The sequence below is a fragment of the Amycolatopsis speibonae genome (assembly GCF_042647925.1).
In the GTDB taxonomy this organism is placed as follows: domain Bacteria; phylum Actinomycetota; class Actinomycetes; order Mycobacteriales; family Pseudonocardiaceae; genus Amycolatopsis; species Amycolatopsis speibonae.
On the sequence record NZ_JBHRWK010000024.1, the window covers coordinates 55736 to 77486 of the forward strand.

Annotated in this window: 23 protein-coding genes and 1 tRNA gene; 8 read left to right on the forward strand and 16 right to left on the reverse strand. The window is 67.7% G+C overall.

The genetic code is table 11. From position 1 onward, the window contains the following. The first annotated feature begins 40 nt into the window (after nucleotides 1-40). Together ACFOSH_RS17815 and ACFOSH_RS17820 are read left to right on the forward strand one after the other, a co-directional pair. Nucleotides 41-2221, forward strand: a complete 2181-nt coding sequence (locus ACFOSH_RS17815) for an MMPL family transporter (RefSeq protein WP_378240048.1) — start codon at nucleotides 41-43, stop codon at nucleotides 2219-2221. After that, a complete protein-coding gene (locus ACFOSH_RS17820) occupies nucleotides 2214-2936 on the forward strand; it encodes a class I SAM-dependent methyltransferase (protein ID WP_378240049.1) in 723 nt (240 codons plus the stop codon). The genes ACFOSH_RS17815 and ACFOSH_RS17820 overlap by 8 nt, the downstream gene beginning before the upstream one ends. On the opposite strand, the gene ACFOSH_RS17825 is transcribed toward ACFOSH_RS17820, so the two are convergent. Together ACFOSH_RS17825 and ACFOSH_RS17830 are read right to left on the reverse strand one after the other, a co-directional pair. Next, complete coding sequence (locus ACFOSH_RS17825; RefSeq protein ID WP_378240050.1) at nucleotides 2933-4306, reverse strand: UTP--glucose-1-phosphate uridylyltransferase; 1374 nt, start codon at nucleotides 4304-4306, stop codon at nucleotides 2933-2935. The genes ACFOSH_RS17820 and ACFOSH_RS17825 overlap by 4 nt on opposite strands. 31 nt (nucleotides 4307-4337) lie before the next feature. Continuing rightward, the gene (locus ACFOSH_RS17830) at nucleotides 4338-4910 is read right to left on the reverse strand and encodes a 5-formyltetrahydrofolate cyclo-ligase (protein ID WP_378240207.1); all 573 of its coding nucleotides are present in this window, start codon (nucleotides 4908-4910) and stop codon (nucleotides 4338-4340) included. Between the two features lie 218 nt (nucleotides 4911-5128). Between ACFOSH_RS17830 and glp the strand changes: the two genes are divergently transcribed. The 4 genes from glp (at nucleotide 5129) to ACFOSH_RS17850 (ending at nucleotide 8196) form a co-directional block, all read left to right on the forward strand. Further along, nucleotides 5129-6400 carry a molybdotransferase-like divisome protein Glp gene (glp, locus tag ACFOSH_RS17835; RefSeq protein WP_005155621.1) on the forward strand — a complete coding sequence of 424 codons (1272 nt, stop codon included), beginning with the start codon at nucleotides 5129-5131 and terminating at the stop codon, nucleotides 6398-6400. Beyond that, on the forward strand, nucleotides 6400-7071 hold the full coding sequence (locus tag ACFOSH_RS17840) for a GNAT family N-acetyltransferase (protein WP_378240051.1): 672 nt from the start codon (nucleotides 6400-6402) through the stop codon (nucleotides 7069-7071). Before glp ends, ACFOSH_RS17840 begins: the two co-directional genes overlap by 1 nt. Before the next feature lie 161 nt (nucleotides 7072-7232). After that, the gene (sepX, locus tag ACFOSH_RS17845) at nucleotides 7233-8051 is read left to right on the forward strand and encodes a divisome protein SepX/GlpR (RefSeq protein WP_378240052.1); all 819 of its coding nucleotides are present in this window, start codon (nucleotides 7233-7235) and stop codon (nucleotides 8049-8051) included. A gap of 72 nt (nucleotides 8052-8123) precedes the next feature. Next, nucleotides 8124-8196, forward strand: a tRNA-Ala gene (locus ACFOSH_RS17850). A gap of 53 nt (nucleotides 8197-8249) precedes the next feature. Here ACFOSH_RS17850 and ACFOSH_RS17855 read toward each other — a convergent pair. From ACFOSH_RS17855 to ACFOSH_RS17885, 7 genes are all read right to left on the reverse strand, one after another. Next, nucleotides 8250-9638 carry a restriction system modified-DNA reader domain-containing protein gene (locus tag ACFOSH_RS17855; RefSeq protein ID WP_378240053.1) on the reverse strand — a complete coding sequence of 463 codons (1389 nt, stop codon included), beginning with the start codon at nucleotides 9636-9638 and terminating at the stop codon, nucleotides 8250-8252. 5 nt (nucleotides 9639-9643) lie between these two features. After that, nucleotides 9644-10303, reverse strand: coding sequence for a hypothetical protein (locus tag ACFOSH_RS17860; protein ID WP_378240054.1), 660 nt, complete (start codon nucleotides 10301-10303; stop codon nucleotides 9644-9646). Then, complete coding sequence (locus tag ACFOSH_RS17865) at nucleotides 10300-11241, reverse strand: ParA family protein (protein ID WP_378240055.1); 942 nt, start codon at nucleotides 11239-11241, stop codon at nucleotides 10300-10302. The genes ACFOSH_RS17860 and ACFOSH_RS17865 overlap by 4 nt, the downstream gene beginning before the upstream one ends. 261 nt (nucleotides 11242-11502) lie before the next feature. Then, entirely contained in the window at nucleotides 11503-12741 is a 1239-nt protein-coding gene (locus ACFOSH_RS17870; protein ID WP_378240056.1) for an MFS transporter, read from the reverse strand. Beyond that, entirely contained in the window at nucleotides 12738-13085 is a 348-nt protein-coding gene (locus tag ACFOSH_RS17875; RefSeq protein WP_378240057.1) for a VOC family protein, read from the reverse strand. The genes ACFOSH_RS17870 and ACFOSH_RS17875 overlap by 4 nt, the downstream gene beginning before the upstream one ends. After that, nucleotides 13082-13240, reverse strand: coding sequence for a CopG family transcriptional regulator (locus tag ACFOSH_RS17880; protein ID WP_378240058.1), 159 nt, complete (start codon nucleotides 13238-13240; stop codon nucleotides 13082-13084). Before ACFOSH_RS17880 ends, ACFOSH_RS17875 begins: the two co-directional genes overlap by 4 nt. Nucleotides 13241-13249: 9 nt before the next feature. Next, complete coding sequence (locus tag ACFOSH_RS17885) at nucleotides 13250-14383, reverse strand: MFS transporter (RefSeq protein WP_378240059.1); 1134 nt, start codon at nucleotides 14381-14383, stop codon at nucleotides 13250-13252. A 77-nt stretch (nucleotides 14384-14460) separates the two neighbouring features. Here ACFOSH_RS17885 and ACFOSH_RS17890 point away from each other — a divergent pair, with 77 nt between their 5' ends. Beyond that, nucleotides 14461-15018, forward strand: a complete 558-nt coding sequence (locus ACFOSH_RS17890; RefSeq protein ID WP_378240060.1) for a helix-turn-helix domain-containing protein — start codon at nucleotides 14461-14463, stop codon at nucleotides 15016-15018. Nucleotides 15019-15020: 2 nt separating this feature from the next. Here the strand turns inward: ACFOSH_RS17890 and ACFOSH_RS17895 are convergent, their stop codons facing one another. Genes ACFOSH_RS17895 through ACFOSH_RS17920 form a run of 6 tightly spaced genes read right to left on the reverse strand, consistent with a single transcriptional unit; the run spans nucleotide 15021 to nucleotide 20271 of the window. Further along, entirely contained in the window at nucleotides 15021-15428 is a 408-nt protein-coding gene (locus ACFOSH_RS17895) for a VOC family protein (protein ID WP_378240061.1), read from the reverse strand. Nucleotides 15429-15486: 58 nt separating this feature from the next. After that, the gene (locus tag ACFOSH_RS17900) at nucleotides 15487-15633 is read right to left on the reverse strand and encodes a hypothetical protein (protein WP_378240062.1); all 147 of its coding nucleotides are present in this window, start codon (nucleotides 15631-15633) and stop codon (nucleotides 15487-15489) included. Then, nucleotides 15630-16313: a TfuA-like protein gene (locus ACFOSH_RS17905; RefSeq protein WP_378240063.1), complete on the reverse strand. Its 684-nt coding sequence runs from the start codon at nucleotides 16311-16313 to the stop codon at nucleotides 15630-15632. Before ACFOSH_RS17905 ends, ACFOSH_RS17900 begins: the two co-directional genes overlap by 4 nt. A gap of 9 nt (nucleotides 16314-16322) precedes the next feature. Beyond that, nucleotides 16323-17675: a YcaO-like family protein gene (locus ACFOSH_RS17910; RefSeq protein ID WP_378240064.1), complete on the reverse strand. Its 1353-nt coding sequence runs from the start codon at nucleotides 17673-17675 to the stop codon at nucleotides 16323-16325. Next, nucleotides 17672-18631, reverse strand: coding sequence for a selenoneine biosynthesis selenosugar synthase SenB (senB, locus tag ACFOSH_RS17915; RefSeq protein ID WP_378240065.1), 960 nt, complete (start codon nucleotides 18629-18631; stop codon nucleotides 17672-17674). Before senB ends, ACFOSH_RS17910 begins: the two co-directional genes overlap by 4 nt. An 8-nt stretch (nucleotides 18632-18639) precedes the next feature. Next, nucleotides 18640-20271 carry a hypothetical protein gene (locus ACFOSH_RS17920; protein WP_378240067.1) on the reverse strand — a complete coding sequence of 544 codons (1632 nt, stop codon included), beginning with the start codon at nucleotides 20269-20271 and terminating at the stop codon, nucleotides 18640-18642. Between the two features lie 198 nt (nucleotides 20272-20469). On the opposite strand from ACFOSH_RS17920, the gene ACFOSH_RS17925 reads away from it, so the two are divergent. Beyond that, nucleotides 20470-20874 carry an arsenate-mycothiol transferase ArsC gene (locus tag ACFOSH_RS17925; protein WP_378240068.1) on the forward strand — a complete coding sequence of 135 codons (405 nt, stop codon included), beginning with the start codon at nucleotides 20470-20472 and terminating at the stop codon, nucleotides 20872-20874. 76 nt (nucleotides 20875-20950) lie between these two features. Here ACFOSH_RS17925 and ACFOSH_RS17930 read toward each other — a convergent pair whose 3' ends face one another. Continuing rightward, nucleotides 20951-21688 (reverse strand): methyltransferase domain-containing protein, encoded by a 738-nt coding sequence (locus ACFOSH_RS17930; protein ID WP_378240069.1) that lies wholly within the window; start codon nucleotides 21686-21688, stop codon nucleotides 20951-20953. Nucleotides 21689-21751: the final 63 nt, after the last annotated feature.

Sequence of the window (21751 nt, forward strand, 5' to 3'; positions counted from 1 at the left end):
CCCGAGGCATCTCACTCCTTCACACAAAGGACTGTAGTTCATGCTGCCCGAAAAGATCGCCGCGTGGTCCGTGCGGCACCGCGCGCTCACCCTCGCCGGCTGGGTCGCCCTCGTGGTCCTCGCCCTGCTTTCGGGTGCTCTGCTGGACGGCGAAAGCCGCCGGAGCACCGATCCCGGCGAATCCGGTCGCGCGCAGACAGCCTTGAACGCCCAGCACACCTTCGACCCTTTACGCGAGAACGTCCTCGTCGAGGCGAAGGATCCCGGCTCACCACCGTTCGCCGCGAACGAAGAACTCCGGCGGGCGACCGAAGATCTGGCCGCCACGCTCACCCGATCCGGTTCCGTCACCGACCTCCGCTCACCGCTGGCCCCCGGCGGCGCCGAGCGGATCTCGGCCGACGGCGCCTCCGCTCTCCTTGGCTTCTCGATCGCGGGCGGGGAGAAGGACATCCGCCCGAACTTCGAGACCGCGGCCGCGCGGGTCGACGCGGTCGCCGCGCGGCATCCGTCCGTCCGGCTGGGCCTGTCCGGGGATCTCAGCCTGTCGACCGTGGTCGACAAGGGCATCCGCGAGGACGTCAAGCGGTCGGAACTCCTTTCCCTGCCGATGACGCTGGTGATCCTGCTGATCGTCTTCGGGGCGCTGGTCGCGGCGTCGGTCCCGTTGCTGCTGGCCGGAACGACCGTCGCGGCGACGTTCGGCTTCCTCTCCGTCGTCGACGACCTCACCCCGATCAACAGCGCGACGACGGTGATCACGCTGCTCATCGGGATGGCGGTGGGCGTCGACTATTCGCTGTTCTTCCTCAGGCGGCAACGGGAAGAACGCGCGCGAGGCCACTCGATCGACGACGCGATCCTCATCGCGGCGCGGACGTCGGGGCACGTCGTGGTCGTCTCCGGGGTCACGGTCGTCCTGTGCGTGAGCGGGCTGGTGTTCACCGGACTCGACAACTTCACCGGCCTCGCGATCAGCGCGGCGTTCGTGGTCGGCCTGGCCGTGCTCGGCGCTGTCACCGTGCTGCCCGCGCTGCTGTCACTGCTGGGTGACAAGGTCGATCGCGGCCGGATTCCCTGGCTGGGCAAGCGGCGCACCGCCGCGGAGAACTCACGGTTCTGGTCCGCGACCGCCCGCGCGGTCACCCGGCGGCCGTCGCTCTGGGGCGGGCTCGCGGCCGCGCTGCTGATCCTGCTCACCCTGCCCGCCCTCGGCATGCACCTGCAGGATCCGACACCGGCGGAGAGCCTGCCTCGATCGACGGCGACGATCGACTCCGCCATCCGTACCCAGGAAGCGTTCCCCGGGGTGGTCTACCCCGCGACGGTGGTGCTGACGGCCGAGAACGGCGGCCCGGTCGACAGCCCGGCGCTGCGGTCGGCGATCACCGATCTCGAACGGCGGATCGGGGAAACCTCCGGCGTGCTGAACAAACCCATCGCGGTCGCGAACGTCGACGAGGCGGTGGTCGTCCGGGTCCCGCTGTCCGGCGCGGGCCGGGACGCGGAAGCCGACGCCGCGCTGGCGAAACTGCGCACCGAGGTCCTGCCCGAGACGGTCGGTGAGGTGGACGGCGTCGAGTTCGCGGTGTCGGGCCGGACGGCGAACGCCCGCGACTTCGCCGACCGTGTCATCGACAGGATGCCGCTGGTCCTCGGTTTCGTCCTGCTGGCGGCGTTCGTGTTGCTGCTGCTGGCTTTCCGGTCCGTGGCGGTGTCACTCGTGTCGATCCTGCTCAATCTGCTGTCGATCGGCGCGGCCTACGGTGTGCTCACCTGGATCTTCCAGGACGGCCATTTCGCTTCCCTGCTGGGATTCACTCCGTACGGCGGGGTGGTCGGCTGGCTGCCGATGTTCATGTTCGTGCTGCTGCTCGGCCTGAGCATGGACTACCACATCTTCATCCTCAGCCGAATCCGTGAACACCGGCACGAAGGGGTCGTCGCCGCGATCGTCCGCGGCACCGGCACCAGCGCGGGGGTGGTCAGCAGCGCGGCGGTGATCATGGTCGGCGTGTTCAGCGTCTTCATCACGCTGAGCGCGATCGAGTACAAGATGATGGGCGTCGGCATGGCGATCGCGATCCTGATCGACGCCACCCTGGTCCGCGGGGTACTGCTGCCCGCGTTCCTGGCGCTGCTGGGAGAACGCGCGTGGCGGTCCGGCCGTAAATCCGTGGCCCCCGTCCGTGTACCGGAACTATCGTCGCCGAATGCCTGACGCGCTCTTCGCCCACGCCCGGCTCGCACCGATCTACGACGCTTTCGACGGCGCTCGCGACGATCTGGACCACTACCTCGCCCTCATCGGCGAGCTCGGGGCGAGGAGAGTGCTCGACGTCGGCTGCGGTACCGGCTGCCTGGCGGTTCTCCTGGCCGAGCGAGGGATCGAGGTCGTAGGGGTCGATCCCGCCGAGGCGTCACTGGAGATAGCGAAGAGCAAGGACCCGGAAGGGAAGATCACCTGGATCCACGGTGACGCGAAAACGGTGGGCGAGGCAGGCGCCGATCTCGCGGTGATGACCGGCAACGTGGCCCAGGTCTTCCTGACCGACGACGAATGGAGCCGGACCCTCGAAGGCGTCCGCACCGCGCTGGCGCCGGGTGGTCACCTGGTGTTCGAGATCCGGCGACCCGGCCGCCGCGTGTGGGAGGACTGGGCCGCCGACACCGCGCACGACGTCATCGACGTGCCCGGCGTCGGCGAGGTCGAGCAATGGCGTGAGGTCACCGAGGTGAACCTTCCCTTCGTCTCGTTCCGGTACAGCTACCGGTTCCCCGACGGGGAGGTCGTCACCTCGGACTCGACACTGTGGTTCCGCGAACGCGAAGACCTGGAATCCTTGTTGGCGAAGCACGGTTTCCGCGTCCTGGACGTCCGGGAAGCCCCCGACCGTCCAGGACGCGAGTACGTGTTCATCGCCCAGCGGGACTAGACGACTTCGCCGTCCGGAACGGTCTTCGGCCCGGTGATCTTCACGTCGCCCCGGACGACGACGTTCTTCCCGAAGGTGACGTCGCCGTCCACTTCGAGGCTCGTGCACTCCTTGAGCGAAGGTGCGGAAGGGATGCGCTCGTCGAAGTCCGGGAGGAGCTTGTAGAACTCCTTGCTCAGCGAAACGACCGGCGGGGTGGTGGTGAACTCCGGGATCATCTCCCCGCCGTCGTCGAGCACGTACGCGTCGGAGCGGACGACGAGCAGGTCGTCGGTGGTCTTGACCGGCGCGAACCGGGTCCGCGGGATCTCGATGGCCCGGGCGCCCTCGACCGAACCGATCGCCGCGCCCATCGCCGTTTCGAGCTGGATCACCGGCGTGCTGGCCGAATCGGCCGGATCGACGGTCTTCCGGTTCACGATCAGCGGCAACAGCGGCGCGGCCGGGTCCTCGTCCTGAAGGGCTTTCAGTCGTTCGAGGTCGAACCAGATGTTGTTGGTGTTGAAGTAGCGCCACTTGGTGACGTCGCCGAACGAGTCGTCGCCGTCGGGCACCTGCGCGGATTCACGCAGGACGATCCGGCCCGCGCGCCGCGCGAGGTGCCCGCCCTTGCGGTCGGCCGCGGTGCCGAGCACGGTCTCCATCGCGAACGGGATGTTCTCGCCTCCGAGCCACGCGGCGATCCGCGCGTCCGGCAGCGCGCCGAGGTTGTCGGCGTTGGACACGAAACACCAGCGGATACCTTCCGCCAGCAACGTTTCGAGCATCCCGCTCACCGCGAGCGCGACGTAGACGTCGCCGTGCCCCGGCGGGCACCATTCGAGTTCCGGGTTCGCGGGCCATTCCGCGGGCCGCCCGTCGGCGGTGATCTTCGGTTCGCGCCCCTGCAGGAAGTCGGCGGGGATGACGTCGTCGGCGAGAGCGGGGTACTTCTTCAGCAACTCCAGCGAAGGTTCGCGGGTGCCGGCCGAATTCATCAGGATCAGCGGAAGGCGCGCGTTGTACTTCTCGCGGGTGGAGAGCACCTGCATCGCGATGACGTCGAGGAACGTCTTCCCCGGTTTGATTTCCAGCAGCGATTTCGGCCCGGTGAGCCCCATGCTCGTGCCGAGGCCGCCGTTGAGCTTGAGCACCGCGGTGCGGTCCAGGGCCTGACGCGCTTCGGCGGCGTCCGGCTCGGGCAGATCCACGAGCCTGCTGATGTCTTCGAGAGGTTCGAGTTCGTTTCCCGGCAATTCACCGGCGCCGGGTTCGGACAGCTGCTCGAGACGCCTTCGCAGGGCCGCCAGCTCCATGGCGTGAGCCCCCGCGGAACGCATTTTCGACAGCGTTCCGGCGAAACGATCGGACAGGTGCGCGTCAGAGCTCATTGTGCCCTTTCTGAACCACTGCGTCGGGGCGTCAGTGTATTACCGGCCGCGGGGCCGCCCCCTGGTCCGGGGTCAGCACCCCGGTCATCCGGACGTCGTGCGGTTCCGCGGGCAGGGCGCGCACGAGTTCGGCGTCCCGGACGACGGCGATCAGCGCGGCGCCGGGCGCGGCGAAGGAAAGCGACCGGTCGTAGTACCCGGCGCCCCTGCCGAGCCGGACACCTTCGTCGTCGACGGCGAGCGCGGGGATCAGCACCAGATCGGCCGTCCCCAGCGTGTCGGGACCGAGCGGGCGGCCGGTCGGTTCGAGCAGCCCACGCAGCCGGCCCGGTCCGAGGCTCGACGGACCTTCGTAGGCCGCCCACTCCAACGGCCCCGGCTCGCCGGGGACGATCGGCAGCAGCACACGTTTCCCCTGGTCGACAAGTTGATCAAGGAGCGACACGGCGCCCGGTTCGGTCCCGAACGGGACATACGCGCACACGACCTCGCCCGGCAGCCGAGCGGCCGCGACGGCCAGGGCCACCGCCTCCCGAGCCCGCGTCTCCGACACCAGCGAACGCCGTTCGGCGGTTATCCGGGAACGCCACTCCGCTTTGCTCAGGTGTTCATTGCCGGGCTTGACCACGTGGTCAGGTTAGGCTTCACGCCTATGACAGGCGCAGCGACCACCCCGGCGGCACGGACCACGAGGAGCTTGCCCGATCGGGCGATTTCCACGGCTTCGGACCGCATCACTCCTGGTAACGGTGGTGAACTTCAGTTCACCGACGGGCCTTCATCGCGTGCCTGGTCGAACGAACGGATCGAGATCCCCCAGTCATGACGGAGCCCATCGCCGAAGCGGCAGAGACCGAAGACGCGGGACAGTTCCGTTCCGTCGAGGATCAGATCGCGCTGACCCTGGACGCCGCGGTACGCCCGCGCCCGGTCCGGGTCGCCATCTCCGAGGCCCAAGGCCTCCTGTGCGCCGAAGAGGTCGTCGCCGAACACGCGCTGCCCGGTTTCGACCAGGCCGCCGTCGACGGCTACGCGGTACGAAGTGTCGATGTCCGCACCGCGGGCCAGGAGCCGGTGCAGTTGCCGGTGGTCGGCGAGATCGCCGCCGGTTCACGCCAGCCGCGACGGCTGCAGCCGGGCCAGGCCGTACGGGTCGACACCGGCGCGCCGCTGCCCACGCTCGCCGACGCCGTCGTCCCGACCGCCTATACCGACGGCCACCAGGCCAAGGTCACCGTGCACAAGTCGGTGCCGTCGGCGGGCTACGTGCGCCGGACCGGCGAGGACGTGCAGATCGGCGACGTCGCCGTACGCAAGGGCGACACCATCGGCTCGGCTCAGGTCGGCCTTCTCGCCGCGGTCGGCCGGGCGAAGGTGCTGGTCTACCCGCGACCCCGCGTTTCGATCGTGTCCGTCGGCGACGAACTGGTCGACATCGACCGCACCCCGTCGGTCGGGCAGGTCTACGACGTCAACTCCTACGCCCTGTCCGCGGCCGCGCGGGACGCGGGCGCCGAGGTGAGCCGCGTCGGCATCGTCCCCGGCGATCCGAAACGGCTGCGGGAGATCGTCGAAGGCCGGCTGCTGATGTCGGAGATCGTCGTCGTCGCGGGCGGCGCCGGCGGAAGCGCGGGCGACGAGGTGCACGCGGCGCTGTCCGACCTCGGCCACATCGACATGACCCGGGTCGCCATGCACCCCGGTTCGGTGCAGGGCTTCGGCAGGCTCGGCCCCGATTCGGTGCCGACGTTCCTGATCCCCGGCAACCCGATGAGCGCGCTGGTCGTGTTCGAGGTCCTGGTCCGCCCGCTGATCCGTGCCGCGCGCGGCACCCGCAACCCGCACCGCCGGATCGTCGGCGCGCGGCTGCTCTCCCCGATCACCTCGACCAAGGGACGCAAAGGCTTCCTGCGCGGGCAACTGCTGCGCGACGAGGGCAACGGCGAGTACCTGGTCCAGCCGCTCGGCACCTCCGGCGCGCATCTGCTCGCGTCGCTGGCCGAGGCGAACTGCCTGATCAACATCGACGAAGACCTCACCGAGGTCGCCGCGGGCGAGCAGGTCAAGGTGACCTTCCTGGCCCAGCGGGCGTAATGGGCGCACCGATTTCCGGCGTCGCGTATCCGATCGAGAGCAGGCATCCGGGCTGGCCCGCGAAACTGGGGCCGCTCCGGGTGCCCGCCGGGATCCTCGCCGTGCGGCCGGTCCGGCTGCGGGACGCCGGCGAGTGGAGCCGCGTCCGGCTGCGGGACCGCGAGCACCTCGAAATGTGGGAACCGACCGGTATCGGACCCTGGCCGGACCGCAACGCGTTCTGGTCCTGGCCGTCGCAGTGGCTCGCGCTGCGCGGCCTCGCCCGACGCGGTCAATGTCTCCCGTTCACCATCACGGTGGATGGACGCTTCGCCGGACAGATCACTGTGGGTAACGTCATCCGGGCGTCGCTCCGGTCCGCCTGGATCGGCTACTGGGTGTCGTCGGACATCGTCCGCGGCGGCGTCGCGACCGGCGCCGTCGCCCTCGTCACCGACCACGTCTTCGACTTCGGCGGGCTGCACCGGCTCGAAGCGACCGTCCGCCCCGAAAACACCCCCAGCCTGCGGGTTCTCGGCAAAGCGGGCTACCGGCAAGAGGGCCTTTTCGAGCGCTACCTCGATGTCGCGGGCGGCTGGCGGGACCATTTCTGCTACGCCGTCACCAAGGAAGAGACCGGTGACGGACTGGTCTCCCGGCTCGTCGCGAAGGGCCTCGCGGAGCGCGGTTGACCCCATCACGGACCCGTTCCCGTGACCGCTTTACCACAACCTGTGAGATTCACCTAATTTGGTGATGCATTTTCCGTGATCGAAACCGGCGAGTCTGCGCGGCGTGTGTGACTGTTGTGGCTAGCGTGACTACAGCAGTGGATCGGGGGAGGTGACGGGAGATGCCCAGTTCGGTGATCATCGTCGCGCTCGCAGCGGCATGGCTCGTCGTTCTCGTGCCCATGGTCGCCCGCAAGCGCCAGCAGGTCGCACGGACGACGGACTCGGCCATGGCGGCGCGAGTCGTGCGGAGCGGGAGCACACGCCAAGAGGGACCGGAGGAGTTCGCCATGGCGGAGAACACGGAACCGTCGGTAGAAGACGACCTGGCCGAACTCGAGGCGGAACTCGACGCCGACCTCGAAGACGAGGAGCCGGAAGCCGAACCGCTTCCCCAGCCCTCGCGCGGGTCCCACACCGAAAGAGAACGTCAAGGCGCGGGCTACCGTCCCGGCCGGGGCGGTTTCGATCCCGAGGCCGCGGACATCGCCGCGCGCGCCAAGTACGCGTTCCGGCAGCGGATCGTCATCTCGCTCCTGGTACTGGTGGTCACCACGGCCGCCGTCGCCGGCTTCCTGACCCCGACGGTCTGGTGGGCCAACGGTGTCGTCGACGCCGTCCTCATCGGCTACCTCGCGTACCTGCGACGCCAGGTCCGCATCGAGAACGAGATCCGGCAGCGCCGCCTCGCCCGCTTCAACAACACCCGCGCCCCGCGCCGCCCGTCGGCCGCCGACGCCGACGACGACTCCCCCGAATCCCACGAGGACATCGAGGTCGTCGCCGCCGCCGAACGCCCGGAGGTCGTGGAGCGCAAACCGTCCCCGATGTCCCGCATCCGGCGCCAAGCCGTCGTCGTCGACCTCGACGACGAGGATCCGGCCTTCCACGAGCTCGACGAGCCCGGGACCAGGCCCTTCCGCCGCGCCGCCGGAGAGTGACCCCCGAATTTCGGGGCTCCGTGAGCCACTGATAGGCTCACGGAGCTCCGAAAACAGGGGCAAGCTTCACCAGGGGCTGTAGCGCAGTTGGTAGCGCGTCTCGTTCGCATCGAGAAGGTCAGGGGTTCGATTCCCCTCAGCTCCACAGCAGTCAAGGGCTCACACTTTTCCGAGTGTGGGCCCTTGCTTTTCCTCCGACTAGGCAAGCCCGCGGTACTGGTGCAGCAGTCTGTTGAACTGCCGCAGCTTTTCGACCGCGTCCTCTTGTATCGGGTCGGGGTGGAAGTGCATGACCTTGTTGCGGATGTCGCGGATCGTGTTCAGCCTCCCGATGAAGACAGAACGATCCAACGGCCAGCCCAGCTGCTCCCAGGCATTGTTGTTCTCCAGCACACGCTGGTAGTCACCGATCGTCAGCTGGTCGAAGCTCTCCACCTGCCTGTTGCAGTACGGCCGAATGGATTCGACGTCGAAGGAGCGTCCCAGGATCCAGCGGAGAGTCTGATCCAGTTCGCCCACCTGAAAGTATGGGGTGGCAAGCTCGCCGTAACGGCGAGCCACGTCAGCGGTCGTCACGATACCCGCGACAACGTTGGTTTCATTGCGAACGAAGACGAAATCGCGCTGCTGCAACATGGGAAGCACTTCGAAAAGGTCACGGTCGTAGGGCACGTCCTCCACCCGGGAATCGATCGCGTCGGCGACGCTCGCACCGGGCTTCCGATGGATCGCCTCCGCGATCGAGCGCCAGGTCACGGCACCACGCAAGGTACGAGGACCGCTCAAAACCGCGAGCTGCGAATAATCGTTGAGAAGCATCTTGGTGATCGCTTCTTCGAGAGTGCTGTTGGGGCCGACCGACTCTACCCCGCTGAGTGGTGACAGATTTCCCACCGTCAGACGGACATTTAGGTCGTCCTCGCCCTCGTCGTCTTCAGCCGTCGGCAGGTTGTCCATTTCCGTCCGTCCCGCCGCCGCGGACTCGTCCATCTCGTCAGGTGGCGTGGTCAGCGTGACCACCGTGTCGAGGGTTACCGCTCTGAAGCTGGGTGAAGTAACCAATCCATGGTTGGCGAGATCCGTCTCGATCTGGCTGACCTGGTCACCGCGCTCCGTCACTCCCCAAAGCGCCAATAGTTCACGGACGGAGAAGCGCTCGGGATTGCGCTCGTCCGCATGACTCCGTGCCGCCCGCAGGCGGGCGTGAATACGCTGACGCTCCAAGTCTTCGTTCTGCCGGTTGACCGCGGCGGCCGCCGTGGAAATCGCCCTGTCGAGCAATTCCTGGCGGACGGCATCCAGTATCCGATCCTGATCGACCACCTGCCAGGCGTGCCAGCCGTCGACGGCTCGCATGCCCGCCGCCACCATGGCGGCCCGGGACGGAGAACGGAACTCCTCGCCGTCCGGCTCAAGTCGGATCCGCCCTTCACCGGTCACAGTCGCGTCATACGTCGCGCCGATCCGGCTGCGCGTGAACCGAAGCCGCTCTCCCCTTTTGATCAGGTCCGCGTCCACCAGATCCGAAACCCTGACCCTGCGCCCACCGATCAAGTGCATCGACCGGCCGCCGGCCTCATCGGCCATCGCGCTCACCAAGCCCTCAGTCCCGAGAACTTGCGCCGGGACACGATCGCCTGATTGAGTACCCGCTTCTTCAACTCTGTTTGACTCAGTCGGGTCACCCGAGTGAGCTGGAGTTCGGCTGCGACGGCCAGCAAGCTCTCGCGGTCCAGTCGCTGCGCGTCGAGGTAGGCGGCACCCTCCTGTTCCGTATCCATTTCACGCAGTCGCGACGCGATCGCCGCCGCCTCTGGCGACGGCGATGTCGGCGGCGGTGCAGGCAGCGCGGGTCGGGGTTCAGGTTCGGGCGAGGATTCTGGTTCCGGCGTACCCGCTGTCTCTCCTATGAGACCCGATCCTCGCGAGACCAGCAGATCGGCGAGTTCGGCCACTGTGGCTTTGGCGTGAAAGGACAAGCCGAGCTTCTCAGCCGCCTCCGACAACGCGTCTTTCTTTATCTTCCGCGACCTTGTGAAGGACACCCAAGACTGACCCGAAGTCCGCTTCAAGAGCTCTCGCACCACCGACAGCCTCTCAGAGGATGCGGTAGGAGCCGGTGTGCCCTCGGCCTGTACTACGACCAAGTGAGCTTTTCCGTCAAGGATCGCCTGGAGAGTCTTCGCGTCTTGCTGCTCGAGGAACTCGTACAAGCGAGCCTGCAAGGCGACAAAAGCCTTCAATTCCTTCACTTCCGATCACCTTGCAAGGCGAGCGCCTCCAGAACTTCGTCCACCAGCTCGTCGAACTCGCTCACGACAATGTCTCGGCCGGTAGCGGCCAGCATCGCCGGCACACCACTCCCCCCGGTATCGCCGAAGTGGCTCGGGCTGTTGCGGATCTTGCTGCCCAAGACCGGGACCTGGGAATTGAGGCGGACCTCTTCGATGTATTTGTGCTGGGCGCTCACCACCTGCTGCGAGTAGATGTGCACCATGGTGAAGACGACACCGAGGAAGCCGGGGTGGATAGGCCGGTATCCACCTGCACCAGGTTTGTGGTTGACGTAGTCGTTGAACTGCTGAACCAGTATGGAACAGTTTCTGCCAAGATAGTCCAATCCCAGCGTGGACAGATAATCCGCCTTCGCGGGGACCAGGATCTTCTCGCTGGCGACGATCGCCGTCTTGGTGACGAGGCCGAAATTCGGAGCGCAGTCGATGAGCACCAGGTCGTATTCGGCGAAGCGCTGGTCCTCCAGCGCACCCCGCAAGCAATTGTGCAGATCCAGGAACTTGCGCTTCGAGCCGTCGAGAGTGGTCGTCCCGCCCAGCCGCGCGGCGAGTTCGAGGTCGTTGTCGATGAGACCCAGGTGCGAAGAAATGAGATCGAGCCGCCCACCCGTGTTCAAGAGTGCCTTGTTCGCCCGCTCGGGATTGACGATCAAGTCCGCCAACGGGACGTCTCGACCTGGAACCTCACTTTCGTACCATTGCTTGATCGTGCGATCGTCTTTCAGGTTCTCTTGCCAATCGTCGACCGAGAAGAACGAAAACGTCAGATTGGTCTGCGGGTCGAGATCGATCAGCAACACCCGCAGACCGCGACTAGCGGCGACCGCGCCTAGATTGGCCGTGACGGTCGTCTTCCCCACGCCACCTTTGTAGTTCATGACCGCTACGATCCGCATACGCCTCTCCCCGCGTTCTCGTATCAGACGACCGTCACCCATGATCGAATTCATCAGCCGAACCGGCCTGACGACCCTTGCAGAGGCATCACGCCGGAAGCAACCAGCAGGCAAAGACATCGACACTAAAGTGCGCGAACACTAGGCCGTTTGCGAACTTTTACCAGAGCGCCTGTTTTTCCTCGACAAAGCGCTTCTACAAGAAGCCTCTGCTAAAACCACGATCTCAGGACAAGACAAGGTTGCCAACTGCGAATTCCGCTACCTCGAACCGGCGGGCCGGGCGGCGATCGCGGCCGCCGTCAAGGCGGCCGCGAAAAGCGCATACGAGGTGAGTAGGCCGGTGCCGGAGGAGCCAAGGGCGCCACCGACGGCCCGGCCGAGCAGTTGCCCGACGCATTCCGCGGTGATGACGGCGGTCGCCAGTTCCGCGGCGGTGAAGCCGTCCGCGGTGGTGGCCCTGATGTACAGGCCCGGATAAGCGAGTCCGACGCCGATTCCGGCGACGGTCCAGGCGGCGAGGGCCACCGGGAACGAGCCACCGAAAGCGACGGCGGCGGTGCCGAGGGCAGTCAGAGTCAAGCCCGCGGTGGGAAGGCGTGGCGTGGTGAATCGAGCCGCGACGAGGCTGGTCACCGCCCATCCCAGGGGTGCGGCGCTCAGGACGATCCCGGCTTGGCCGAGACTCACCTGGTATCCGCTCGTGAGGAGCACGGTGATCAGGCTGTCCGCGCCGAAATAGCCGATCGCGAACAGCACCATCGCGCCGAGCGCGGCGGGTGTTCCCGGCCGGAGGCGCGCGGTTCCGGCGGGCAGGATCGCGATCATGCCGAAGACGGTGATCGCCGCCCCGGCGAGCGCGAGGGGCCATAGACCGTTGCTGAACACGACACACGCCGCTCCGAGCGGCACCGTCAAAGTCCGCAGCAGCGGACGCGGTGTCTCAAGGGAACCCGAGCCGCGGGCGGCGCGCACGACCAGAAATCGTCCTAAAAGGACGAACGGTACCGGCAGCAGCAGAGTCCACCGCCAACCGACGAGATGTTCCAGGCCGAGGGTCGCGGCCGGGCCGACCAGGGCGGGCAGGATCCACATCGCCGAGGACGCGGCGACGACGCGGATCCGCAGCCTGTCGTCGAGGTGCCGGATCGCCGAGCTGATCCCGAAAACCGCCAGGAGACCGCTGGCGAGCCCGGCGGAGAACTGGCCGAGGGCGAACATCCACGCCGTCCGCGCCATCGCGGCCAGGAACAGCCCGCCTAGGTAGGCGATCATCCCGGCGGCCAGAGTGCCGCGTGGGCCCAGGCGGGCGAGAACCCGGCTCGCCAGGGGAAGCGCGACGAACAGGCCCAGTGACGAGCCCGCGATCAGGAGACTGAGACTGCTCCTCGCGCCGAGATCGGCAGCGACGACGGGCAGCAGGGTGGAGGCGACGAAACCGGTCACGGCGGCCGCGAACTCGAGCGCGACGATGCCGACCGCCAGCCGGACTCCGGTCACGTGTAGAGGTCTCGGTCGTACAGGTTGAGCTGCACCCAGACGCCGTCGGGATCCTGGACGCGCATCGAGTGTCCGAAGCCCTCGTCCATCGGCGGGCCCGGCTCGAATCCGGCCGCTCGCAGGCGTTCCGCGACGTTCTCCAGCGGTTCTTCGACTTCGAAGGCCAGTTCGCAGCGGCCCACGTCCTCGCCGGACGACTGGTGGATGGCCAGCGTCCCGCCGTCGGCGGGCAGTTCGACCCAGCCGCCGGGGCGCGAGACCGAACCGACGCGCAGGCCAAGCGCCTCGTAGAACCGTGTCATCGCCGCGACATCGGAGCTGTAGCGGATCGGCATGACCTTCATCGTTCTCGTTCCTCACTGGTCCGCAGGTAGTCCTCCAGCACCCGTTCGACGAACGACGAGAGCGACTCGTCGGCGTCGACGGACGCGTGCTTCACCCGCTTGATGAGGTCGGGCGGCAGATAGACGTTGAATTGCCGTTTCTCGACCTGAGTCATGCTCGCATGCTAGCAAATGAGCACAAGCGGGACCGCGATCAGCGCCAGGGCCACGCCGATCCAGGGGATGGCGGTCAGCGAAGCGCCCAGGTTCAGCGCCCCGGCGGCGAAGGCCGGAGTGAGGCTGATGCCCAGTTGGAAGGCCGAGACCGTGGTCGCGCCGGCGAGGGTCGGGGCGGAGGCGGCGAGGGTGAACACCCGCCCGTAGAGCGCCGGGTTGAGCACGAAGGCCGCGACGCCCAGCAGGAACACCAGCGGCACGACGGCCCACACAGTGTCCGCGAAGAGGGCGAGTAGCGCGGAGAACACCGCGATGCCGAGGGCGCCGCCGAGCAGCGCGTGATGCGGGCGCCGGTCGGAGATCCGGCCGCCGACGGACAGGCCGGCGAAGGCGCCGATCCCGAACAGGGCGAGGACGGCGGGGATCCAAACGGCGGGAAGGACGTCCGCCAGCATCGCCGACAGGTAGTTGAAGGACACCATGTACGCGGCGGTACTCAGGATCGTGATCGCGTAGACGCCCCACAGGCGCCAAGAACGCATCGCGCGCAGCTCACCCGTGAGGCTCGGGGCGGCGGACGTGGTGGCGGGCAGGCCGACGGCGCAGGCGACCACGCCCAGGACGGTGAGCGCCACGACGCCCCAGAAGCCGCCGGTCCAGTCCGTGAAACCGCTGAGCAGCGTGCCCGCCGGTCCCCCGGCCACCATGGCGACGCTGAGCCCGGCGACGACGACGCCGGAGGCGCGGGCGTTGCGGTCGGGGGTCACCAGGCTGATCGCGGTCACGGAGGCGACGGCGAAGAAGCCGGCGTAGGCGAGACCGGCGACGAACCTGGTGACCATCAGGATCCAGTAGTCGTCGGCGAGCAGGCCTGTCGCGATTGCGGCGGCGAAGACGGCTTGCGTGGCCATCAGCGCCGTCCGCCGGGGCCACTTCAGGCTGAGCACGGCGAACGGCGGGCCGCCCAGGACGACGCCGAGGGCGAACGCGGTGATGAGCGCGCCCGCGGACGACAGGGGGACGCCGAGGCTGTCGGCGGCCGCGGGCAGGACCCCGGCCATCAGGAACTCGGCGCTCCCCATCGCGAACAGGCTGAAGGCGAGGAGGTAGACCCCGGCGGGGAGCCGTTTGGTTTCGATCATGGTGCCAGCGTCGGCGGGTTCTGGCTGTTTCGGCAAAGAACTTTGCCAGAATCGGGACGAGCTGCTGTGCTGGCGACATGGAGAGCCAACCCACCGTCACCGCGGCGATCGAGCTGATCGCGCCCCGGCTGCGCCGCGCCCGGGAGAAGAAGGGCACGACGCTGGTGGAGCTCAGCCGCGCCACCGGCATCTCCACCAGCACCCTGTCCCGGCTCGAATCCGGGCAGCGCAAGCCGAGCCTCGAACTGGTGCTGCCGGTCATCGCCGCGCTGGGCGTGCGCGTCGACGAGATCGTCTCGTCACCGAGAGTGCTCGAACCGCCCGAGGACGGCCGGGTCCTCATCCCGCTCACCCGGCACGAGGACGGGCCCCGCGCCTACAAGATGACGATTCCGGCGGGTGACGACGAACCCCGCCCGCGCACGCACACCGGGCGCGAGTGGCTTTACGTGCTGCGGGGCAGGCTCCGGCTCGTGCTCGGCGACCAGGACGTCGTCCTCGGCCCTGGCGAAGCGGCCGAGTTCGACTGCCGGACGCCGCATTGGTTCGGCGCCAACGGCCGCGGGCGGGTCGAGGTGCTCAGCCTCTTCGACAAACGGGGCGAACGGGTCCACGTCCGCGCCCGCACCCGGTGACCTCAGACGCGCTGCTGGATACGGATCAGGTTCCCGGACGGGTCGCGGACGGCGCCGTCACGCAGGCCGTATGGCTGGTCGGTCGGCTCCTGGATGATCTCGGCGTTCCCCTCCTGCAGGTGCTTGAAGAGGCCGTCGAGGTCGTCGGAGGAGAACAGGATGCCCGCGTAGGTGCCCTTGGCCATCATCTCGCCGATGACCCGCCGTTCGTCCTCGGTGATGCCGGGATCGACGGCCGGCGGGTGCAGCACGATCGAAACGGGCTGCCCCGGCGGGCCGACGGTGATCCAGCGCATCCCCTCGTAACCGACGTCGTTGCGCACCTCGAAGCCCAGGAGGTCGCGGTAGAACGCGATGGCGGCTTCGGGGTCGGTCTGCGGGAGGAAGCTCCCGTGAATGGCGATGTCCATGCCGATTACGCTAGGTGAGACCGGCCCTCGACGCTTCTCGATTCCTGATCGCCTCGGGTCACTCGATGGACGTCATGATCGTCATGGTCAGGGACTCCAGCGTGCCCTGGACGCCTTCGGACGACGTCCGCACGGCCTCCAGGAAGCGTTCGAGCTGCTCGGGGCTGAATCCGGACAGCGGGGCAAGCGACGGGTCGATGTTCACAGCGCACCTCGGTCGTCGACGGATTTGATCTGCGGGTCCAGGTGGTCTCGCATCGCCGCGAGGAGCAGCAGGGCGTCCTCGCGTTTCGTGTCGGGGGCCCCGGCGGCGAAGAACGCGGAGATCCTGGCGTGCTCGTCCGCCGGGAGCTCCCGGCGCAGCAGCATGAGCACGGTCCGGTTGACGCGTTGCGGGAAGTACAGCTCCTTGGCGATTTCGAGGAACCGCTCCCCCGTCTCCGGGGCGAACGCGCCTTGCTCGATGCCGGCGGCGATCGCGAACCGCATGTTCACCATCGGCTCCGAAAGCGCCGAGAGGTTCTCCTCGTCGTAGGTGACGGCGACCTCGTCGTCGGCGTCGATCCGCCCGGAGAAGTACTCCTCGTAGATCTTGCCGACGCCGACCATGCCGAACGGCGAACACTCCGCCGCCCGCAGGGCGCCCATGCTCGACGAACCGAACATCGTGACACCGCGGTCCATCGCCTCCAGGACCTCCTTCGGCGAGATGCACAGGCTCTGCAGGAAGCGGCCGTCCACGATGCCGATGGCCTCCGGCGGCTCCGGACGGGCCAGCAGTTCGGCGAGGTCGCCTCGTTTGACCGGCGGCAGGAACTCGACGTCGAGTTCGGCCGAGGCCGACTCCAGATCGATGCTCGGGCCGATGAAAACCACTGCGCGCATGACGATCTCCTAAGCGGGCTTGGAAAGTTCGGCGGCCCGGATGCGGTCCGAGAGTTCCAGCAGCGTGTTGTTCCAGACCGACGCGCCGCGCGGGCCGATCTTGCAGTGGTCGACGGCCCACGATTCGAGCCGCGGCACGATCACCCGCACGACGTTGACCGGGATCCCCGGCGGCGACAGGTCGACGACGAGCGCGCGGTCGATGCCCGCCGCCCGGATCCGGTCCAGGATCAGCTTGATGTCGGTCATCACGTCGTCGGTGGTCCACGACGGGATCTCGTCGAACGCGATCTGTTTGCGCATCGGCTGCCAGGCCCACGCGCCCTTGTCGATCGTCGCCGAACGCTGGACGTGGTTCTGGTACTTGGACACGTTCTCGGTCGGGAGCCGGATGTCCTCGCGCATCGCCTGGATGTCGACAGCGCGGCCCTGCGCGCATTCGGTGATGGCGCGGATGAGCGCGACGGTCGCGTCGGGATGCGTGCCGAACCCGCCGTGGCCCTGCGAAGTCGTCGGGCCGAGGTCCTCGGAGGTCGCGGCGAGGAAGCTCGGGATCTCCAGATCCGAGGTGATGTGCACGATCCGCATCTTCAGCCCGGCGTCGTGGAACTTGCCCACAAGGGACTTCGCCAGCGGCGGCAGCGTTTCCAGGTCCACGTGCGGATGCAGTTCCCGGAGGTACGACGTGACGTGCTCGGGCTGCGGCTCGACGAAGATGCCCTTTTCCAGCACCTGCGCGAGCTGGCTGCTCACGAGTTCGGCGTTGGTCATCGAATCGCGCTCGATCAGTTCGGTGAGCGCGTGGCAGATGGACTCTTCGAGGCTGTTGCCGGACGCCAGGCCGTTCGTGGAAAGCACCTTGTAGCAAGGAGGTTCGTGGAACTTCAGCCCGTAAACGGCGGAGGCCTGCGGGATGAGGATCGATTCCTCGTTCATCAGGTCGTACGCCTCGACCCACGAGATCGGGAGATCGTCGCGGTAGTGCGCGGAAAGCTCCGCGTTGTTCTCGCGCGGGTCCAGCACCGTGCGGCCTTCGGCGACCAGTTCCTCGTAGGACGCGATGACCTGCGGCCGTACCGGCAGCGCGGCCGAGAACCGCTCGATAGCCTCCATCGCGGCGGACGTCCTGGCGTCGGTGTTCGTCAGGCCTTTGCCGTTGTAGACCGAGATGATGTCGTTGGAGCGCGGCGCGATGGCGTTGTAGACCGGGATGCCGACCCGGTCGAGCCAGGTGATCTCCGCGACCCGGGTCACCCCGGCGCGCCGCAGGTGCGGCTCGATCCGCGCGTAGGTCTGTTCGGCGGTGAACTCCCGGTGTACCCCGCCGCCCCCGACCTTCGGAACGCTCTTCCTGAGTTTCATCGCACTCCCTCGTATCCGGCGTTCGCTGGGACCGCTTCGGCGAGCAGTCGTTCCCATGCCTCGGTTTCGCGCTCCGGATCGGCCGAAGCGCGGCGCGCGGCGCATTGCCGCCGCAACTGCTGATAGAGCCCGTTCCGGTCGTGTTCGACTGCGTCGAGCACGGCGGCGAGCGCGGCTGTGTCGCCGACGGGGAAATAGCCGGCGTAGTCCTCGCCGAGCAGCCCGACCGAACCCGGGATGCGGGTGGAGACGATCGGCACCCCGGCGGCGAGCGCTTCGGTGACCACGTTCGCGCCGCCCTCGTGCAATGAGGTGAGCACGAGCAGACGGCTGCGGGCGAGGACGGCGAGCGCTTTCGGCCGCGGTAACGGGCCGAGCCAGGTGTAGCGCGGGTTCTCCGCGCGCAGCCTGTCGCCGATGTCGTCCTCGCGCACGCCGCCGACGTGCGTCACGGCGATCCGCGACGACGGTGGCAAAAGCCGTACCGCCTCGCTCAGCCGCAGCGGATCCTTGACCGGCCTGGCATGGGCGAGGAACGCGATCTCGAACCGGTCCCCGGCGGGCGCCTCGCCCGAGATCGGCGGCATCGACTGGGTGATCACCCTGGTGCGGCTCCGCAGGCCGGGCGGGACCTGCAGAACTCCTTGGGATTGCAGGACGACGATCCGCGCGGCGCGTTCGAGCAGGCTGAGGTCGACGCCCGCGGTGACCAGGTCCGGGTAGAGATCCGTGCCGGTCAGCGCGATCACGATGGGCGCGTCCGGGCACGCCTCGGTGAAAGCGCGGATCGCGGCCTCGCTTTTGCGGGCGTGCAACGCGATCAGCAGGTCGTGGTGCCCGCCGTCGTAGTCCTGCACGACGCGGACCTCGTGGCCGAGATCGCGCAGCAGACGCGCCCAGCGGCGCGCGGTGACGCCGTTGCCGTAGTCGCTGGCTTCGGGCACGGGGCCAGCCACGAGGATCCTCATCGGACGCGGTCCGTGTCGTAGGCGAGCCATTTCCCGAAGGCGCGGACGGCTTCGTCGGCCGGGATCGTGGCCGTCCAGCCGAGTTCCGCCGCGGCCAGGCCGAGCTTCATCACGGGTGTCTCCGTCGGTGAGGTGACGTACTCCGTCGGTACGGAACGGACCGACGCGCAGACGACCTTCGCCAGTTCGTTCCCGGTGAGCGTGGCCGTCGCGATGTCGTACACCGGCGCGACCGGCCCTCCGGTCAGCACCGCGTCGATAGCGCTCGCCATGTCTCGCACGTCGGTGAACTGGTGGACGCGGTCGGGGTCGACAGGCAGTGCCCGGCGGGTCCAGGCGAATTCGATCCACTGTGCCACCAGGGAATCCGTCGGGGTGTGCGGGCCGATCGGTGTCGCGAACCGCAGGACGTGCTCGCGGGGCCCGGTGTCGACGATCGCGCAGAAGACGTCGCCGGGATCCGTCGGGTCGCCGAGGTGCACCAGCCGTGTCTCGCCGGAAGCCCTTGCGCTGTCGACGATCTCGTGGCCGAGTTCGGCCAGAAGGCTCGCGAGATGTTCGGTGAGGGTGCCGCCGGGGCCGGTGATCGCGACCTGGATCCCGCCTCCCCGACGTGGCCGGCGAGGACGGGAAGCCCGGTCACGTCCGGCGGCGAAGGCGTGCACGGCCACATCGTGGTGCGAACGCGTGATCGCCTCGATTTCGGAAGCGAGAAGCTGATCGCAGAGACCACCGGGGCCGATGGTCGCGAGCGCCTGGTCCAGCGCCGCACTGCTGTGCTCCACAGTGGACAGACCCATGGTGAACGCGGTCAGCCAGGTCTGCCACGCGGCCTCGGACCGATCCGAGGCCCGCTCGAATTCGGCCCGGCACTCCTGCGGCGAAATCCCCGATCGCCGCAGGAGCCGTTCCGTTCCGAGATACTCCCAGTACCCGTCGCCGCGCACCGCGCATTCGGAAGTCAGGTGTTTGTGGAAAGGGATCACTTCGTGCTCGGCGAGGACACCGCCCACCGACGCGGGAGCGACGTCGGAGAAACACGCGGAACGCCGCAGACCGTGCGCTTCGTTTCCGGCGACACTGGGCAGTCCGGAATGCTCGACGATGTTCGGAACGGCGATGCGGATCGGCACTTCCAGCGCTTTGAGATAGCGGAACATCAGCACGTCACACGGCCAGCCGTCACCGTTGCGGACCGCGTATCCGGCGTAACCGCGAGCGATCTCGGCGGGCAGCATCAGCGCGAGACAGGGCGCGTATTCGTTGACCGCGGTCGCCCAATCCGCACCCGCGGCCGCGGCCATTCGCACGGCCGCGCCGTTGCGGGAGTTCCAGTTGGCGTAGAAGGCGATCGCGTCGCCAGGCAGCCGCTCCGCCGCTTTCCGCGCGTGCTCGAAGAAGCCGTCGGCGAGTTGGACGTCGTCCTGCAGGACAAGGAAATGCGTGGCGTCGGCGGGAACACTGCTCCAGGCCCGTTTCGTGGTTCGCGCGGCCGTCGGCGGACCGTCCGGTTCGGGATCCAGCACCACTTTCGTCGCACCGGCGGGATCGAGCCGGGCGAGCGCTTCCGCCTCTTCCCGGCGCCGGGGGTGCGCCATGACGGCGCCGCACACCCGAATCTCGGTCATCGCAACCCCCAGCGTGGTTTTCTCGCGGACCGGGAAAGTGTGGCAGCGCGCGGGCACCGGCCTCTTCTCCCATGCTGCGAATGGGACGCCTTCGATGAACTTCTCCCCGATTGCCACTCTGATTCTCATGCGGTTCCGATGAGGAATTCACGGGTAGCCTCGGTAGCGAGTCACCGATACGGACAGAATGGGCGGGCGATGACGGATATCCTCTTCGTGTGCGTGCACAACGCGAGCCGGTCGCAAATGGCCGCCGCGTTGCTGAAACACCACGGTTTCGGCCGGGTGACCGTGCGGTCCGCGGGGTGTGATCCAGCGGAGAAGATCAACCCGCTGGTGGCGGGGGCGTTGTCGGAATGGGACGTCGACATCTCGGGCGAGGTGCCGAGTCAGGTCACCTACGAGGACGTGGACGCCGCCGACATCGTGATCACCATGGGCTGCACGACCTATCCGGTCGCCGACGGAACGCGGTACGTCGAGTGGATCGTGCCCAACCCGGAACACGAGGGGATCACCGGGATCCGGCCGCTGCGCGACGACATGGACCGCCGGGTCCGCGAACTCCTCGCATCCCTTGTGGACACTCCAGCGCACGTATAGCGCGGGAAGGCCCCCTTCCCTCGGCTGGTCATTTGAAACCGTGGCCGAGGTAAGGGGGCCTTCACGCGGAAAGGGGTCAGGCTTTGACGCCCTGGACGATGAGCCGCTTGGCACGCTTGTCGTAGGGCGCGCCGTCGAAACCGCCGTAGGCCTCGATGTCGGTGAAGCCGGCGTCCTCGAACAGGCGGCGCAGTTCGGCCGCGCTGTAGATGAACGACTGGATGTGCGCCGAACGCGCGACGTCGCCGTCGACCAGTGTCCAGTCGGTACGCAGCTTGGTCCAGTCCTCGAGGACACTGTGGCGCATGTACGCGATGCCTTCGGGCTGCGGGAAAGCGTGCGTACGGCCGATGTTCTTGGCGACGATCTCCTTGCCGTACACCTCCAGCAGGAGCTTGCCGCCCGGCGCCAGGCTCGTGTGCGCGTTGCGCAGCACCTGGAAGTTCTTTTCGGCTTCGTCGAAGTAGCCGAACGACGTGTACATGTTCAGCACGACGTCGAAACCGCCGGGACGCACGAATTCGAGCATGTCACCCTGGACGAGTTCCGCCGGGACACCGGCGTCGGCGGCGGCCTGCTTGGCGCGGTCCAGAACGGGGGCGTTGAGGTCGACGCCGGTCACCTGGTAACCCTTGCGGGCGAGCGGAACGACGAACCGGCCCGGCCCGCAGCACAGGTCGAGCACCCGGGATCCCGACGGGAAGGCCAGCAAAGGCGACTCCCGCACGAGTTCGTCGGCCTCGACGGTCAGGTACTGCGGCCACATCAACTCGGAGAATCCCGACCACAGGCCATCGTCGGAGTACCAGGTCATTTTCGTCCTCCCTAAAGCGCAGTCAGGCAATGCCCCGATTCTCTGCCGCACCGTCAGCGGGAC